This is a genomic window from Moorena producens PAL-8-15-08-1 (assembly GCF_001767235.1).
In the GTDB taxonomy this organism is placed as follows: Bacteria; Cyanobacteriota; Cyanobacteriia; order Cyanobacteriales; family Coleofasciculaceae; genus Moorena; species Moorena producens_A.
Map to the genome: position 1 here is coordinate 5,441,472 of NZ_CP017599.1, position 17,109 is coordinate 5,458,580.

The following is a 17,109-nucleotide window of genomic DNA, read 5'->3' on the forward strand; positions in this document are numbered from 1 at the left end:
TATCCCCTGTCGTGATCATGCTCTACACCCGTGACCCCTAACATTGCGGTGCGCGCACCGTTGGGCAGAATTTAATTTGGGGGACTTCCACTCCCATTCCCTGAAAAATTGGGGGGCTAGGGGGCAAAAACCAGATTGAGGCAAGAAGTCTAGTGATAGAGTTTACGATCCAGGATGTTTTTGCTCATCGTAACAAAAATTCATCATGACTGTAGTCGATAAGAAGACAACAACCGTTACTTCCCGGACTTCCCAACCTACCCGCGCCCGGCCTTAAACCTCAACCTGGAAGTAAACATCCACCATGTTGATAGTGTTACCGTTCAACACAGCAGTACTATGCTCACCATGAATATTGCCCATAGCATCAGTGCTGAAGACATTGGTGTAAGCTGTATTTAGGTCAGTGATGCCCTTAGACTCAAGGGAAAGTAGCTCACCTTGGTCAGTGATACCGTTTTCGTTGCTGTCTTGCCAGACCTTCAGTTCCCCAAACAGAGCATCATCTTGATTGACTAAGCCGTCGCCATTAGAGTCGAAGGAAGCAAGTTTGGCAAAGCCGTCACCGACACCGCCACCGAATAGTTCCGCACGGGAGCTGATTTCACCGTCGCCATCATTGTCAATGGCCAGGAAGCCATCTTCTCCAGAAAGCCAACCAGTGTTAACCTTGCCGCCGGAGTTAACCATGTCGAACTCAACCCCTTTCTCAATACTTAGGGTTTGAATCCCGTCACCATTTAGGTCAAAGGCAATAGGTGAGTAGACAGCGTAGTTGTCTATGATCTCAATTGTCTTGTGACCAGTGTTCACATCATTGTCGCCGATCTTATCAATGGTGAGGCTGAAGTCCTCTGTACTTTCAGTGGCTGTGATCCCAGAAAAAGACTTACCAAACTGGATTTCCTTGAGAGCATCAATGGTGAAGGAATTAGAGGTATCGCTGCCAGCATCAATCTTGACCACAAGGTGATTGCCCTCGGCTCCAGATACTTGGAAGTCATCGGTCAGACTGTCCACGCCTACCGGTAACTCATAAAGGCTTCCAGAGAAACCAGTGTAACCAACATTCCAGGCATCTCCGGCTTGAGAACGGTCGGTATCAATTGCTGTGTACAATTGACCTTCTTCGCCAAGTTGGACATTGTAGGTAACTGGATTGCTTAGGTAGTCAACCCGATCTAACCTGAAGCCGTCGGCTAGATTCGCTGTCCCGTTGTTGATTTTAATCGTCACATAAGTGTCTTCATCAACCACACCATCTAGCTTGACCTGATAATGAGCTTGACTGCCTTCAGTGATTTGGCTTGAACCAACAATGGTGCCAGTGTTAGGTACAGGGTTCGGTTGAACATCCACAGTTACTGTAGCAGTATCAGTACCACCGTTACCATCGCTGATCTCGTAGGTGAAGCTCTCGTTACCCACAAAGCCAGCATTGGGAGTAAAGCTGAGTTCTCCATTATCCAGCAAGGTGACCGAACCATTGTTAGTATTGATGGTTTCACCAGTACTGATAGACTGACCATTCAAGGAAATAACCGAAATAGCATCCCCATCGGAGTCAGAGTCATTGGCTAAGGCATTGATAGTGACAGGGGTGTTAACAAAGGTGCTGTCGCTGTCATTCACCGCATCAGGAGGAGAATTCGGGGTAGGCAATGGATTCACCATCACCGAGAGATCTTTATCGGTAAATGCCCCATCCAAGTCAGTTACTTGTACTTTGAAATTGTACTTGTTGTCACCATCGTGATCAAGGGGATTATCAAAGTTGGGAGCATCTTTGAAAGAGAGCTCCCCTGTATCTTGATCAATGTTGAATAAGTCTTGATCCGGACCACCGACAATCGAGTATTGTAGCCCTTGGCCTTCAGCATCGTAATCATCAGTGGCATTGATATCAATTACGTTGATGTCATCCTCGATAATAGGGATCATACCATTCTGAGGCAGATTGGTGAATTCAGGTGCTTCGTTAATCAGCTTGTCCGGGTTAACTGTAAACAACCAATCAGAATCAGGGATGTATTCTTCACCATTAGAGTGCTTCAACCAACCCCAGCCAGAAATCCCATCAAAGTTGCGATGACCCTGATCATCGGTTTCATCCCCAAGCTGGAAACTGAAATCCTTCTGGCCAGCGTAGTCACTCAGATCAAATTCAAGCTGCTTACCATACAGTTGCTTGATAGTACCTGTATTTTTTCCAGCGAAGTTCTTATCGACAAATAAATCATTATCATCACTGAGCTTGTTAACGTAATCCTGATGGTAAGTAAAGTCAATTTGCCACAAACCATCGGTATCATCGTAGTCGTCGGATTTGTCGAATTTGTCTTTTGCATCTAAGTTAGCAAAAGCCGTACCAAAGATCCGGATTTTGTTTCCATTCACACTCATCCGCATATTGGCATCAGGATGTTCGAAGTTAAACAGGCTGAAGTCACCTTCACCGCTTTGCAAGTCATCACGCAACAAGCCAGTCATAACTAGACCATAAGGACTGCCATCCTTATAATGAATACCATTACCATCTGGGTGATTGGAAAGTTGGTAAGTGCCATCTTGTAGAATCGGGACTGATCCAGAAGGAGTTAGGTCTACCAACCCAGCATCAACTTCATGGTTAATTTCCCCAGCCTTTAAGGTAATCACATCTGTCATACCAGTGCTGGGATCAATAACGTCAGAATCTTTTGACTCCTGATTACCAACATTGGCAGTGGTGAAGTTTAAATCAGATGGTAAATCAGAGAAGGTGACTTTGTAGTCCCCCGCAGCAAGGTTTTCAAACTTATACTTACCGTTGTTATTAGTGGTTCTGACCTTGGTGATATCATCGCTAGTGCCAAAGATGCCATCTTTACCAGCCCCGGTCAGAGTAACCTTAACGCCTTCAACCCCTGTTTCTCCTTGATCAAAAAGGCCATTACCATTAGCATCAAGCCAGACTTGGTTGCCGATTTCTGCTGGACGTTCTACCAACCCAGCATCAACTTCATGGTTAATTTCCCCAGCCTTTAAGGTAATCACATCTGTCATACCAGTGCTGGGATCAATAACGTCAGAATCTTTTGACTCCTGATTACCAACATTGGCAGTGGTGAAGTTTAAATCAGATGGTAAATCAGAGAAGGTGACTTTGTAGTCCCCCGCAGCAAGGTTTTCAAACTTATACTTACCGTTGTTATTAGTGGTTCTGACCTTGGTGATATCATCGCTAGTGCCAAAGATGCCATCTTTACCAGCCCCGGTCAGAGTAACCTTAACGCCTTCAACCCCTGTTTCTCCTTGATCAAAAAGGCCATTACCATTAGCATCAAGCCAGACTTGGTTGCCGATTTCTGCTGGACGTTCTACCAACCCAGCATCAACTTCATGGTTAATTTCCCCAGCCTTTAAGGTAATCACATCTGTCATACCAGTGCTGGGATCAATAACGTCAGAATCTTTTGACTCCTGATTACCAACATTGGCAGTGGTGAAGTTTAAATCAGATGGTAAATCAGAGAAGGTGACTTTGTAGTCCCCCGCAGCAAGGTTTTCAAACTTATACTTACCGTTGTTATTAGTGGTTCTGACCTTGGTGATATCATCGCTAGTGCCAAAGATGCCATCTTTACCAGCCCCGGTCAGAGTAACCTTAACGCCTTCAACTCCTGTTTCTCCTTGATCAAAAAGGCCATTACCATTAGCATCAAGCCAGACTTGGTTGCCGATTTCTGCTGGACGTTCTACCAACCCAGCATCAACTTTCTTGTTACTTTCCCCAGCCTTTAAGGTAATCACATCTGTCATACCAGTGCTGGGATCAATAACGTCAGAATCTTTTGACTCCTGATTACCAACATTGGCTGTGGTGAAGTTTAAATCAGATGGTAAATCAGAGAAAGTGAGCTTGTAGTCCCCCGCAGCAAGGTTTTTAAACTTGAAGTGACCGTTGTAATTAGTGGTTCTGACCTTAGTGATATCATCGCTAGTGCCAAAGATGCCATCGTTACCAGCCCCGGTCAGAGTCACTGTAACGCCTTCAACTCCTGTTTCTCCTTGATCAAAAATGCCATTACCATTAGCATCAAGCCAGACTTTGTTGCCGATTTCACCAGTTTGGTAATTGACAGGATTGAAGTTAAAAGAGCGTCTAGGTTCGTCAAGGTCAAAGCAGTTATGTCCATGATTATTAAACCAGCGATCACCAAAGTCAAATCTACCAAAGCCAAATCTACCAATGTTGCCCTGGAAATAATTACCCTGAAAATTTCTGGATTGTAGGAATCTGTTTGTGGTTTGTTGGCGGTTATGAAAGAATGTCATTATTTTAAATTTATTAGGATTGATTGACTGAAGTGAATTAACTTTGTTTATCGTATTTGCCTATTACACTATTGAGTAATCTGGCCACTATATAGTTGTATTGATTGGTAGCTTGATTATTATTGCTGTAGTTTATTGATTCCAATAAAATCAGTAATTGTGATTTTATTGTGAGAGAAGATTATATTATTGCTGTGGGGTGAATTTACTCAATGGTAGAAAAACATGACCATGGGTGTCAATATCAATTCCTATAGTTTGGGGATAATTCACAGAAACTTTAAACTGAGCTTATACTTTATTAAATTCATTACAATTTCTTTGAATACGACACATTAATCCCACCATAGGAGCATAACTAATTATTCATAATAAAAAAACATAAAGAAAGGCGTTCGATGGAACGCCTCTACTTATAAGCACCTACACAGAATTAATCACCTACTCGCAATCTCTATAAACCTTAAATTGTAAGGCTTTGAGTTTTAAAAAATGTGTAATTAATTTTGTGCGCCTGCTTAGTGCCTTATTGATTAATTTGTTTAATTTTAAATTATGTCTATACCAAAGGGAACAGCGGATCTGGGAGCAAGGAGGGTGCATCTCATTTTTGCTGTTTGACTCGATGGTGCGTTACGGGTTGGGCTATTTCAATGGTGGCTTATAGGCAGAAAATCAGGGCTCGCCCACCCCTAACGCACCCTACGCAACATTTACAAAAGTGAGATACACCCAGCAAGGAGCAGGGAATAAAAATTTTAACAATTGGCTTAGGGTATCTAGGGTGCATCTCAATGCATGCATTGAGATGCACCCATCACATTAAAGTAACTGTGGAAACACGGAAATAGGGATGGGAGCATGTCACTTATGCAGCAACATTAGTACTAAGGTAATAGGTAATAGGTAATGGGTAATGGGTAATGGGTAATGGGTAATGGGTAATAGGTAATGGATAATAGGAACCCACCCCTAACCCCTCCCAGGAGGGGAAGGTAATAGGTCATCAGGGGAGCTAGTCCTGGATGAATATTTGTACATTATCTATAGCCCCCTGATGGGTAATTGCTTGCTCTACTGGAAAATAGTACTAATGTTTAAGCATTGCAAGACCTGCTCCCAATAGGGATTGAGTAAGGGGTAACATTAAGGGTTTTACCACTCAACTGCTATATTTAGTATTTCAGGTATATGTATATATTGGCGTTTCGATAATGTATAAGTTTTTGGAAAAATTATGCGTACCCAATGGTTGTCAGATATAGCTAAGGGAACAGGGAGTAGGGAGTAGGGAGTAGGGAGTAGGGAGTAGGGAGTAGGGAGCGGTGCGACCCCGCGCTTTTTCAAAGCTAAGCGTGAACGCGCAAGCCCTGGGAATATGGCATCAAAAATGATCACTATTGATTTATGATCCTTATAGATTATGGTTGCGCAACAGTAGTTAGCTCAATTATGGGTCGGGTAGCGTCGCCTTTCGGGCAAAGCCCGACGCTGCCCGAACGGCCAATCACAAGGGTTGTTAGCTTAATTATGCGTATGGAACGGTAGGAGCGCAACGGTAGAATTACAGCGATGGTGATCTAAGTTATGGGAACGCGCCCCGGGTGACCTAGGGTAAAGGGTAGCGTGGCCATAGGCCAATCACAACGGTTATCATCTAAGATTCCCGTTCGGCCAACTCCATCCAACGCTCAGTTGCTGTATCAATTTCTTGAGTCAAGGCCTCTAAGGTCTGATAAAGTTTCTGGACTTCACTGGTGTTTTTGGGAGGGGATTGATATAGGGTTTTCTCCAACTCAGCTTTCTGAGCTTCCAGTTGGGGAATCTGACTTTCGAGTTTCTCGAATTCCCGCCTTTCCCAATTAGACAGCCGACGGGGTTTGTTATTACTGGATGATTTTTTTGTGGAGGCCTCGACCTTAGAGGATTCAGGCTTTTTACTTTGAGTCTGAGCCATCTGTTGGGCTAGTTTTGCCTCTTCTTCTCGCTTTTTATCGATATAAAGGGAATAATTACCAGGATACTGACGTATGTTACCCTCAGATTCAAAGGCAAAGATTTTATGTACGGTGCGGTCTAGGAAATAGCGGTCGTGGGAGACAATAATCACACAACCATTAAACCCTTCTAGATACTCTTCCAGTACAGCTAGAGTTTGTACATCTAAATCATTGGTGGGCTCGTCAAGAATAAGTACATTGGGAGAACTCATCAGTACTTGCAACAGAAACAAGCGACGTTTCTCTCCTCCGGAAAGCTTATGAATTGGTGCATACTGTTGGTTGGGAGGAAATAAGAAACGCTCCAGCATCTGTGAGGCAGTAATCAATGTACCATCAGCGGTTGTGACATACTCTGCTACGTCTTTTAGGTAATCAATGACTCGCTGATTTTGATTAAGAGCTTCGAGCAAATCTTCTGAATGCTGGTCAAAGTAACCGATATAAATGGTAGACCCAATTTCAACGTTACCAGAATCGGGCTGAATGCGTGCAGTAATAATATCCATTAGGGTAGATTTCCCTACCCCATTCCCACCTATGATGCCAACTCGGTCATCGGGACTAAATTCGTAGGTAAAATCTTTGACCAGAATTCTACCGTCATAGCCTTTAGAAACATTGTCTAACTCAATTACTTTCTTGCCAATTCGACGACCAGGGGTAGAAATTTCTACTTTACCGTGAGCTTGTTTAAACTCTTTGGCTTGCATGTCGTGAATACGGTCAATTCGAGCTTTTTGCTTGGTACTGCGAGCCTTTGGCCCCCGTTTGAGCCATTCTAATTCTCGGCGCAATACCCCTTGATGTTTCCGTTGAGTACTGATGGCTGATTCTTCAGCTAAGGCTTTTTTCTCTAAATAGTAGGAATAGTTGCCAGAGTAAGTATACAGGTCTCCCCGGTCAATTTCGATAATGCGGTTGGTGACCTGGTCTAGAAAATAGCGGTCGTGAGTAATCAGTAATATTGCTCCACGATAACTATTTAGGTAACTCTGTAACCACTCTACGGACATGGCATCGAGATGGTTTGTGGGCTCATCCATTAACAATACCTCTGGTTCCGCTAGCAAGGCGGCTGCTAATGCAATCCGTTTACGATAGCCACCAGACAACTGACCAATGGGAGCATCAAAATCAACTATTCCTAATTTACTTAGAATAATTTTTGCCTTTGTTTCTAGTTCCCAAGCTCCTGTGGCATCCATCTGCTGGGTTACACTTGATAGCTGTGCTAGCAGTTGGTTATCCTCGGGATTGTGAGCCAATTTCTGGGAAAGTTCTTCATACTCACGAATCAGAGTCATCTGCTGACCACTATCAGCAAACACTTGCTCTAAAACGGTATGATTGTCATCTAAGTCTGGTTGTTGGGGTAAGTAAACAATTTTAGTTTTGGGATTAATGGAGAGTTGACCAGCATCAATGGGCTCAAGACCAGCAATTATTTTTAATAGGGTCGATTTGCCTGAACCATTAGTGCCAATTAGACCAACTTTATCCATAGGATCTAGACTAAAGGTAGCTTCTTTGAGGATTTCTTTAATTCCAAAGTCTTTGCGAACGGATTGTAGGGTGAAAATACTCATGAAAAATTTATAGGAAAGGGAGTAGGGAGTAGGGAGTAGGGAGTAGGGAGTAGGGAGTAGGGAGTAGGGAACAGGGAATAGGGAACAGGGAACAGGGAATAGGGAACAGAAATATGTCTTATATCAAGCCTGGTTGAATACCATAATTAAGGGGCGGGGGCGCGGGGAGATGGGGAGATGGGGAGATGGGGAGATGGGGAGATGGGGGAGGTTTTTATTAAGGGTAATTATTCTGACATGATATTAAGCTTTACTTCGACTGCTAGAAATTTATTTTAAAAAAACCCGTTTTCTATCTAGAAAACGGGTTTTTGTAGTTGTAATTTAACTACTAATACTCAACTGCAAACTATCAAACGTCTCACTAGTAACTAGCATTAAATTAAACAGTTTTTGATAATTTTATTGACATTTTGATGCTATTGAGGTATGTTGTTTAGGTCAAAGATAAAGGGAACACTGCTATTCCTATCACCACCAATAACGAGAACTTTAGGCATCTGAGCCCCACCATCTCGCCAAGCTGCGATCGCTTCTTTCTGGAGCACCAGTTCACCCCCTTGAGCTTTGAGGGTTTCGGCCAACAGTCGTTGAGCTTCTGCTTTACCCTGAGCGCGATTAATTTCTGCTTGAGCTTCTTGCTCAGCCTGCTGTGCTATATAGACAGCTCGTTGGGCTTGTTGTTCAGCTACCTGTTTTTCTTCAACTGCCTTGGCAAATTCCCTAGAAAAATTCAGGTCAATGACACTAGTATCCAATACTTGGACATCATACTTGGCTAACCTTTCGCCCAAAGCCTTATCAAAATCTTCTTTTAACTGACTCCGTTGAGTAATGGATTGTTCAGCAGTACGAAGTGCGGCAGCAATTTTAAATGACTCTTGAGTCTGAGGGGCAATAATTGTGGCCACTAGATTCTGTAGAGTTCCTTGTTTTCGCCTGATGCTAACCACCTTAGTGGGATCGAGGCGGAAGTTAATCGCAAATCGAGCGGTCAAATCCTGAAGATCTTTAGTGGAACTCTGGGCTGGGACTTCAAACTTCTGTACGGTGACATCATACACATCGACTATAGAGACGAAGGGCAGTTTGAAGTGGATACCTTCAAGCAGAGCGCCATCTCTAGCTTTACCCAAAATACTAAGGACTCCAGCCTGACCAGGATTGATGATTACAAAACAATTAAAGGTGAGGAGAATAACTAATGCTGCGATAATCCCCCCGACTAAAGATTGCCAATTTTGTGGATTTTGGTTCCTCAAGTTTTAATCTCCTTTTAAATTATCCCCCGGATGAATCACAGGGGAATTAAGCCCTGATGTTACCAGATCGGGCATTTGCTAGATATCGTAAGCCTTATGGCATCATATCTTCAGCATACTAGAAAAGTTCGTCTATCAGCTATCAGCTATCAGCTATCAGCTATCAGCTTTTAGCTATCAGCCATCAGTTATCAGCTATCAGCTTTTAGCTATCAGCTTATGGGTCACACAGGCTAGAAGCCTGTGCCACGCTAGAAGCCTGTGCCACGCTACACCGAACAGCTTATGGCTCACACAGGCTAGAAGCCTGTGCCACGCTACACCGAACAGCTTATGGCTCACACAGGCTAGAAGCCTGTGCCACGCTACACCGAACAGCTTATGGCTCACACAGGCTAGAAGCCTGTGCCACGCTACACCGAACAGCTTATGGGTCACACAGGCTAGAAGCCTGTGCCACGCTAGTTGAGGTGCCAAAGGCCAACGGCTGACCACTGACCACTGACCACTGACCACTGACCACTGACCACTAACCACTGACCACTGACCACTGACCACTGATAGCTGACCGCTGACCGCTGATCTCAAAACCCTATATCTTCCCTAGCTAATTGGGCGGCTAAAAATACTTCTTGATCGGACTTTTGTTGCCAATCTAGCTCCCCAATTTCCTGATAAAATTGTTGATCGTAAGCACGAGTCTTGACTACTACTGGCATTGGTACGGCATGTCCTAAAATCAAGGCTTGTTGCTTAGAATCGAGCTTGGCTAATACCGAACGCAAACTTTGGCCACCAGACACCCCAGTAAAAATTGCTTCAATATCTTTATCATCATTTAGCAAACAAGTAATCCGAGTTCCAATTTGAGACATGACTTCGTTATCAATGCCAGAAGGACGCTGGTCTACGACTAACAATGTCACAAAATACTTGCGCATTTCACGGGCAATAATCCCAAAAATTGTTTGACGTACTGTGGCTGGATCTAGGAAACGGTGGGCTTCTTCAATGGTAATCACTAGGGGACGGGGGCGATCGCTGGCATTTTTTGACTGCAAAAATATCTCGGCTTTTCTGACATAACTGCTATGAATACGACGGGTAATTAAATTAGTAGCTAACATATAGGAAAGCATGTTGGATTGGGAACCGAATTCTACGACAACATGCTTCCCGGCATCGAGAGATTCTAAAATTCCCTTGACATAATTATGGGGACAAGCACTGCGGATATATTTTAATTCATCCAATCGGCTTAATTTGCGCTGTAATGCCATAATTGAGGATTTGTTGCCTCGTTTTACTTCGCAAAATTCCTGGATTTCTTCATTGGTCATGGAGAGCAATTGTACAATCCAGGATTTGCCAAATTCATTGCGTAAAATAATGGCATTTTCTAGACTAGCTTCAGAAAGATTTAACTCTCCTCGGACTAGGTTGATATCTTCTACTTCAATCTGGTCATAACTTAGATAAAGCTCTTGGGCATCCCGAATCCCTCGTCGTCTGGTGGATTCTGGGTCGAGGGTATAAACCTGTACCTGGGATGGAAAAAGCTGGCGCAATCCTTTGACTGTACTAAATTGTTTCCCTTCCGATACGGCTTCCCAGCCATATTCCGAGTGCATATCAAAAATTAAATTTACTGCTGCTTGCCTACGGATAATCCCAGATAGCAGTAGCCGAGTTAGAAAGGATTTACCGGTGCCAGATTTACCAAAAACCCCGTTACTCCGTTCTACAAACCGATCTAAGTCAATGCATATGGGGACTTCCATGTCAAGGGGTTGACCAATGGAAAAATTCCGGCGATGGGGGTCATCTTCTGAGCCAAAGACTGCCCGAAAATCCCGTTCACTGGCATCGAATACTTGAGAAAAGTGGCTGGGAATTGTTTTTACTGGTAACAATTCCATCTCTTCGCTACTTTGAGCTTGAAAGGAGCCTAAGGGACTTTTTCCATTTAGTTCCACTGGCGGTTGTGATTGGGACTTTTGTGGCGTAAACATTAGCATCGGGGTTAAATTAATCGTACCGTAGGTGCCACTACCTGCGAGTACATCCCTTAGAAAGTCATCATTGGGATTAGGAGGATTAACCAGAATCCGCTGACTGGAGGTTCCTAAAGACACATCGGTCAGCATACAGAAGAAACGCGATCGCATTCCCTGAACCACCAGAAATTTCCCCACCCGCATATCTTCTACAGAGACATCGGGGTGTAATCGCACTTCTAATCCAGCAGACAGAGAGCCTTGAATAACTGAACCTAAAGGTTGACTTAAATCCATTACCACAATTGCCAGGACTATTGCAATGCTAAATCATTTGGGTTATAGGGAGTAGGGAGTAGGGAGTAGGGAGTAGGGAGTAGGGAGTAGGGAGTAGGGAGTAGGGAGTAGGCAATAGGTAAGGCAAGAGGCATGCTAGCAATAGGCAATAGGCATGCTAGCAATAGGCAAGAGGCAAGAGGCAAGAGGCAAGAGGCAAGAGTTAAGGCAATAGGCAAGAGGCATGCTAGCAATAGGTAAAAAATATTGTTAGAAACGCTATATAAATTAAGATAGTTTTAAATTTCAGACCTGAAGAATTTTCTGCTATCAGCTATCAGCGATTAGCGCTACTTGAGATGCTACTTGAGGTGCTATCAGCTATCAGCTATCAGCTATCAGCTATCAGCTATCAGCTATCAGCTCAAGGCTGACCACTGACGGCTGACGGCTGACCACTGATCGCTGACCGCTTAGGGTCAATTATGATTAATCGATCTCAATTGATGTGGGTTGAGAATCGCTGGGAGTATTGGAAACTAAAGGTTTGCGATAATCAGCATAGATGCGATCGCGCCAAGCAAAAAAGGTTTCGTAGAGGTTACTATCGGCAAAGCCAGGAATCCCTTGACCTTGATATTGCTGGGGAATATCGAGATAATTCCCATCGGGGAATTTCAGGAGCAGACTTAAACCAGCTACGGCCAAATCTGCTAAGCAAGGGGAGTTGCTGACTAGATAAGGACTATCCAGGAGTAACAGACTCAAGGCTTCTAGGTCTTGCTTGAGACCATCTTTGGCTTCCTTGATGGCATCAGTGCCACAACCGACACCAAACCCTAGAATATCTAAAAATTCCGAGGGTACCGAACCAACTACTGTTTTGAGCACATCAGGGGTTTGGTTCGGTAAGACGGATTTGCGGAAGTCGGGATTTTGGCTCAATGCGCCATAGACCACTTTCCGGCTCTTGGTACCAATGGATTCATCTGCCCATTCTTCGATCAGTAAGCAGAGTCCTCGTTCTTTGGGATCGGTAGGGATGATGGGTTTGTCGGGATACTTGCGATCCAAATACATTGCGATCGCAGTGGAATCACTAATCACTGTATCCCCATCTTTAAGCACTGGTACCTGACTTTGACCAGACAGTTGGAATAGTTCTAACTGTCCTACTCCTGGGGTTACCTCAATTTTCCGATAGTCCAGCTCTTTGTAATCCAGAATCAGTCGTACTTTCTCTGAGTATTGGGACAGTTCAAATTGATACAACTCCAGCATTTTGGATCTTCTCGCTGTTGATGTGGGACACTATGATACTTTAGCGCTTTCACATGAAGAGACAAGGGTGTGGGGTGTGGGGTGTGGGGGGTGTGGGGTGTGGGGTGTGGGGGTGTGGGGTGTGGGGTGGGGTGTGGGAAGATGGGGAGATGGGGAAATGGGGAAATGGGGAGATGGGGAGATGGGGGGAGTGNGGGGAGAGGCAAAANGAGACAAGAATTGAGGCAATATGATCGTTTTTTCGTCAATTGTTCTGTGTTCCCTATTCCCCTATTCCCTATTCCCTGTTCCCTATTCCCTATTCCCTGTTCCCTTGCGCGTAGCACTATAACTCCAACGAAACCCCTACTTTGGGAGTGATGACTTTGGTGGGCAGATTTTGCTGGAGGAGTTGCGATCGCAATTCTTCGAGACTACCCACTTCCCGCAGCACGGAAGCCAAAACCCCTTGATACTCTACAATTTCATCGGCTGCTGTGGGCAGAAAGACTTGGGGTTGTAACCATTGCGCCAACGGCAGTGCTGTCTTATGGCCTTGAATGACTGGCCCTAGTAACGGTAATTCTAAGGTCACCGCTGGGCTAATCACGATATCAACTGGGGCATAATCCTTGACTTCAGCAGGGGGATAGCCATGAGGTTCGTAGTAAAGACTTTTACCACTATCCAACTGCTTGATCAGATAGGCATTTTCCTGCTGGAATGGACCAATGGGTGCTCCTGGCAAGGCTCGGATTTCTATGTGATCTCCTAACGCAACGGTTTCACCAGCAGTAAGAGTAGTTACCTGGGTATAACCTAGCTGTTTGACTACCTTTGCTGCACTAGTAGAGGCCACCACTGGAATAGTTTTGTCTAATTTTTCCAAGGTTGGGGTATGGGCGTGGTCTTCTAAGCCTTGGGAGAGCAAAATTAGGTCAATTTTATCCGGAATGCGGTTAAGTGCTTCGGGTTTGTCCCCTTTAAAGAACCAAGGTTGGTTGCCAAAGACCAATGAACCCACTAACCAGGGGTCAATCAGAATCCGTTGCTCTGGGAGTTCCAGTAGCCAGCTGTTTGCGCCGAAATGGGTGAGATACATATGTATAGCTGTTGTCAATTAGGTGAAGTACAAATTTGTGGGTTTTAGGGAACAGGGAGCAGGGAGCAGGGAGCAGGCAAGAGGCAAGAGGCAAGAGGCAAGAGGCAAGAGGCAAGAGGCAACTTGACAACTTACAAGCTTACAACCTTGGCCTATTGGCCACGCTACGCGAACAACTTACAACCTTACAAGCTTACAACCTTGGCCTATTGGCCACGCTACGGGAACAACCTTGGCCTATTGGCCACGCTACGGGAACAACTTTCAACTTTCTAACCTTCATCATCCTCTTCAAAATTAACTCCCTCGTAAATATCACTAAAGTTAAGTTTAAAGTCGATAGTACTTAATTCCAAAATTCCATTTTCTGCGCTTTGCTCAGTGAGTAACCATTTTCCTTCACTGGTTTTGGTATGTTGAATCACATGATATCTGGCCTGATCTATCAATATATATTCCTGAAAATGTGGAATTGAGCGATAGTATAAAAACTTCTCACCTTGGTCATAATTTCTGGTAGATTTGGATAAGACTTCAACAATTAGCAAAGGATTCATGACCGTCGTCTTACCTTTGCCGGTATAGATCGGTTTCCCCTTAATTACCATAATATCAGGATAGGTATAGTGGCGATAATCAGGTATCCACAATCGCACATCACCGATATAAATATCGTAGGCTTGTCCTTTTAAGGCAAACTTCAAGTGAGCTGCAAAATTGAGAGCTATTTTATTATGATTTGTAGTGCCTCCAGCCATCGGTACAATTTCTCCATCCCGGTATTCACTTTTATAATCAGCAGCTTCTTCTAGTTCTAAATATTCGTCTGCTGTGTAATAGCGTTTTTTGTCTTGTAATAGCATAGTGATTTCCTTTGATAATTGATAATTGATAATTTATAATTTAGAATGGAGAATGAAGAATGTAGGGTGCGTTAGGGGCGGGCTTGCCCTCATTTTTAACTTCGAGGGCCAGTATTGGAATAGCCCGCCCCGTAACGCACCACCAAGTATAATGGAGAATTGAGAATTAAGAAGGAAGAATTGAGAATTAAGAATGGAGAATGGAGAATGAAGAATGTAGGGTGCGTTAGGGGCGGGCTTGCCCTCATTTTTAACTTCGAGGGCCAGTATTGGAATAGCCCGCCCCGTAACGCACCACCAAGTATAATTGAGAATTGAGAATTAAGAATGAAGAATTGAGAATTAAGAAGGAAGAATGAAGAATGTAGGGTGCGTTAGGGGCGGGCTTGCCCTCATTTTTAACTTCGAGGGCCAGTATTGGAATAGCCCGCCCCGTAACGCACCACCAAGTATAATTGAGAATTGAGAATTAAGAATGGTGAATTGGAAATTATGTCTTCTGCCTTCTGCCTTCTGCGTTCTTAGAGGAGGAGATATGAAAAGTTTTTTGATACTGAATTTTGCCCCCCTAGCCCCCCAATTCTGGGGGGAACAAGAATCAATTGGCTGGTATAAGTCCCCCAAACTTGGGGGACTAACGGGGGCTTAGATGTAGCAAATGAGACTTCTCAGACAACCTCTTAATTATCAATTATCAATTCTTAATTCTTAATTCTACATTCTTAATTCTTAATTCTTAATTATCCATTCTTAATTCTACATTCTACATTCTTAATTCTACATTTCTTCCCTAGGAAGATCGCCTACATCAAAAACAATCACAAATTCAGCATCAGGCATTAATCGTTTCAGAGCCTTTAAATGCCCTTCCGCATCAGAACGATTGCGAAAGCGACCAACAACAACTCGCTGCATTTTTGGTAACAGCCGAACGATGGCCCAGGGGTGTAGGCGGTGATAGTAAGTCATAATTGGGTTGTCTCCTTTGATGGGGCGATCTAGAGCCAGCCTAGAGATTTTAGACTGTTAAGTAGGCTGGCTCTTCCCATCTTAAATACGGGAAGGGGACTCCCTTTATAAACGTTAGTTTTAGCGGCAGGGGAATTCCCGCAGATAAATAAAATGAGCGTGCATAGAATCAGTATTAATTAACTTGGTATTCATAGCCGTCAGCTTTAAAGATTGTCTTTAGGTACTTTGGATGCACATCAATTTTTCTATCAGGTGTCTGGAGTACAAAACTTGGGCGATAACGAATAGCGATTCGACCTGTGTACCGTCCGGCATATTTTCCTTTCTTGATATCAGCTTTGACGATATCTCCTGTTTGAAAACCCCTGAAGAATTTGGCAGCAGGAGCATGAGCCTTTGGAAAACCGTATTTATTTGGTCGGCACCTTTGACGAACACCATGACCTTTAGCTGTAATTGTCAGTGGCTTCACTCCGCTTAGTAATAATTTTTCAGGAGTGGACTTACCTACACAAGCAGCATCAGTCCAATGGGTCTTCTCGATACCTCTAGTTTTCCGGTTGAACTTAGTCAGGCCACCAGACCCTGTCGAGACAGGTAGCCCAGTCAGTTTTAGTCTTCTCCATAATTCCCAACGGGTGGCGTTGACCGCTGCTGCATCTTTCAAAGGGGTTTTTGCTTTAGCTAATACCTTTTTGATAATTTCCGGTTTTTTTCTTAAAAATTTCTCAATCGGGTCATTGCCTTTTTTCTGATTACAGCACCGACAAGCTAGGGTCAAATTACTAACTCGGTTGCTACCACCTTTTGATTTAGGGGTAATGTGTTCAACTTCCAGGGGCACATTTTCTGCTCCACAGTAAACACAATTTCTACCCCACTTAGCTAACAGGTATTCTTTTACCTCAAACCCGAACAGCTCACCATGCTGATACTCAACTCCTGAAACTTCAGGGTTTTGAATTTTCTGAGTGTCGAAGCGAACTAATTCTTGAGAAATTGCAGTTACTGGACATAACTTTCTTAATCGTCTGACCCAAGTTTCAATATTGAAAACACGACTCATTAATGATGGAGGCAACCAACCTTCTAGACGTTTCCGGTTAAGAAATCGAGGCTTGCGGTAACGAGTCTTGCGATTTCGTCTACCTCGCCTTAAAGCTCGTCTAGATTCCAAAGAGTTTTTGATTTGTTGCCCTCGATGGTTGAGTTCTAAGGCGTTTGTAACCCGTCCAGTTTGTTCCTGAATGATAGCTATTCCCGTCGTTTTAGAACCTGGATCGATTTTGATTCGGTGTGGATGAACAACAGAATTCTGCGCTGTTCTATCCCGTAAAATGATAGTAAATGGATAGGCTTTGAAGACTTTAGCCCTGCCTTTTTTGAGTAGTTCTCTAGCTCGTGCTGGATGACACGGGTCTAGAGGGCATTTGTTTTTGTCTAATACAAAAATTCTCATTACTTTGAACAC

The 17,109-nt window shown here is 43.8% G+C and carries 14 protein-coding genes; 1 reads left to right on the forward strand and 13 read right to left on the reverse strand.

All coding sequences use genetic code 11. The features are described from left to right. Nucleotides 1-273 precede the first annotated feature (273 nt). The 10 genes from BJP34_RS19890 to BJP34_RS40365 form a co-directional block, all read right to left on the reverse strand. The gene (locus BJP34_RS19890; RefSeq protein WP_070393840.1) at nucleotides 274-4,317 is read right to left on the reverse strand and encodes an SdrD B-like domain-containing protein; all 4,044 of its coding nucleotides are present in this window, start codon (nucleotides 4,315-4,317) and stop codon (nucleotides 274-276) included. Nucleotides 4,318-5,472: 1,155 nt separating this feature from the next. Continuing rightward, nucleotides 5,473-5,715 carry a hypothetical protein gene (locus BJP34_RS40340; protein ID WP_149031071.1) on the reverse strand — a complete coding sequence of 81 codons (243 nt, stop codon included), beginning with the start codon at nucleotides 5,713-5,715 and terminating at the stop codon, nucleotides 5,473-5,475. A gap of 259 nt (nucleotides 5,716-5,974) precedes the next feature. Then, entirely contained in the window at nucleotides 5,975-7,906 is a 1,932-nt protein-coding gene (locus BJP34_RS19895; protein WP_070393841.1) for an ABC-F family ATP-binding cassette domain-containing protein, read from the reverse strand. Nucleotides 7,907-8,325: 419 nt separating this feature from the next. After that, nucleotides 8,326-9,168 (reverse strand): prohibitin family protein, encoded by an 843-nt coding sequence (locus tag BJP34_RS19900; RefSeq protein ID WP_070393842.1) that lies wholly within the window; start codon nucleotides 9,166-9,168, stop codon nucleotides 8,326-8,328. A 198-nt stretch (nucleotides 9,169-9,366) separates the two neighbouring features. Continuing rightward, nucleotides 9,367-9,756 carry a hypothetical protein gene (locus tag BJP34_RS40350; RefSeq protein ID WP_149031072.1) on the reverse strand — a complete coding sequence of 130 codons (390 nt, stop codon included), beginning with the start codon at nucleotides 9,754-9,756 and terminating at the stop codon, nucleotides 9,367-9,369. After that, nucleotides 9,753-11,462: a helicase HerA domain-containing protein gene (locus BJP34_RS19905; RefSeq protein WP_070393843.1), complete on the reverse strand. Its 1,710-nt coding sequence runs from the start codon at nucleotides 11,460-11,462 to the stop codon at nucleotides 9,753-9,755. Before BJP34_RS19905 ends, BJP34_RS40350 begins: the two co-directional genes overlap by 4 nt. Nucleotides 11,463-11,479: 17 nt before the next feature. After that, a complete protein-coding gene (locus BJP34_RS43810) occupies nucleotides 11,480-11,680 on the reverse strand; it encodes a hypothetical protein (protein WP_158517326.1) in 201 nt (66 codons plus the stop codon). Between the two features lie 250 nt (nucleotides 11,681-11,930). After that, nucleotides 11,931-12,722 (reverse strand): glutathione S-transferase family protein, encoded by a 792-nt coding sequence (locus tag BJP34_RS19910; protein ID WP_070393844.1) that lies wholly within the window; start codon nucleotides 12,720-12,722, stop codon nucleotides 11,931-11,933. A gap of 325 nt (nucleotides 12,723-13,047) precedes the next feature. Next, nucleotides 13,048-13,803: an MBL fold metallo-hydrolase gene (locus BJP34_RS19920; protein ID WP_070393846.1), complete on the reverse strand. Its 756-nt coding sequence runs from the start codon at nucleotides 13,801-13,803 to the stop codon at nucleotides 13,048-13,050. Beyond that, a complete protein-coding gene (locus BJP34_RS40365; RefSeq protein ID WP_149031075.1) occupies nucleotides 13,736-13,933 on the reverse strand; it encodes a hypothetical protein in 198 nt (65 codons plus the stop codon). The genes BJP34_RS19920 and BJP34_RS40365 overlap by 68 nt, the downstream gene beginning before the upstream one ends. On the opposite strand from BJP34_RS40365, the gene BJP34_RS43815 reads away from it, so the two are divergent. Continuing rightward, nucleotides 13,927-14,079: a hypothetical protein gene (locus tag BJP34_RS43815; RefSeq protein WP_158517327.1), complete on the forward strand. Its 153-nt coding sequence runs from the start codon at nucleotides 13,927-13,929 to the stop codon at nucleotides 14,077-14,079. The two genes, BJP34_RS40365 and BJP34_RS43815, sit on opposite strands and share 7 nt — an antisense overlap. On the opposite strand, the gene BJP34_RS19925 is transcribed toward BJP34_RS43815, so the two are convergent. The 3 genes from BJP34_RS19925 to iscB form a co-directional block, all read right to left on the reverse strand. Then, the gene (locus BJP34_RS19925; RefSeq protein ID WP_070393847.1) at nucleotides 14,076-14,666 is read right to left on the reverse strand and encodes a Uma2 family endonuclease; all 591 of its coding nucleotides are present in this window, start codon (nucleotides 14,664-14,666) and stop codon (nucleotides 14,076-14,078) included. The genes BJP34_RS43815 and BJP34_RS19925 overlap by 4 nt on opposite strands. A gap of 777 nt (nucleotides 14,667-15,443) precedes the next feature. After that, complete coding sequence (locus tag BJP34_RS19930; protein ID WP_070393848.1) at nucleotides 15,444-15,635, reverse strand: SPOR domain-containing protein; 192 nt, start codon at nucleotides 15,633-15,635, stop codon at nucleotides 15,444-15,446. Between the two features lie 175 nt (nucleotides 15,636-15,810). Further along, nucleotides 15,811-17,097, reverse strand: coding sequence for an RNA-guided endonuclease IscB (gene iscB / locus BJP34_RS19935; protein WP_070393849.1), 1,287 nt, complete (start codon nucleotides 17,095-17,097; stop codon nucleotides 15,811-15,813). Between the last annotated feature and the right edge of the window lie 12 nt (nucleotides 17,098-17,109).

Excerpts from the sequence above, each read along its gene's own strand:
- BJP34_RS19905 (WP_070393843.1), bottom strand. The coding sequence starts at position 11,462 with ATGGATTTAAGTCAACCTTTAGGTTCAGTTATTCAAGGCTCTCTGTCT.
- BJP34_RS19920 (WP_070393846.1), bottom strand. The coding sequence starts at position 13,803 with ATGTATCTCACCCATTTCGGCGCAAACAGCTGGCTACTGGAACTCCCA.
- BJP34_RS19895 (WP_070393841.1), bottom strand. The coding sequence starts at position 7,906 with ATGAGTATTTTCACCCTACAATCCGTTCGCAAAGACTTTGGAATTAAA.
- iscB (WP_070393849.1), bottom strand. The coding sequence starts at position 17,097 with ATGAGAATTTTTGTATTAGACAAAAACAAATGCCCTCTAGACCCGTGT.
- BJP34_RS19890 (WP_070393840.1), bottom strand. The coding sequence starts at position 4,317 with ATGACATTCTTTCATAACCGCCAACAAACCACAAACAGATTCCTACAA.
- BJP34_RS19925 (WP_070393847.1), bottom strand. The coding sequence starts at position 14,666 with ATGCTATTACAAGACAAAAAACGCTATTACACAGCAGACGAATATTTA.
- BJP34_RS19930 (WP_070393848.1), bottom strand. The coding sequence starts at position 15,635 with ATGACTTACTATCACCGCCTACACCCCTGGGCCATCGTTCGGCTGTTA.
- BJP34_RS19910 (WP_070393844.1), bottom strand. The coding sequence starts at position 12,722 with ATGCTGGAGTTGTATCAATTTGAACTGTCCCAATACTCAGAGAAAGTA.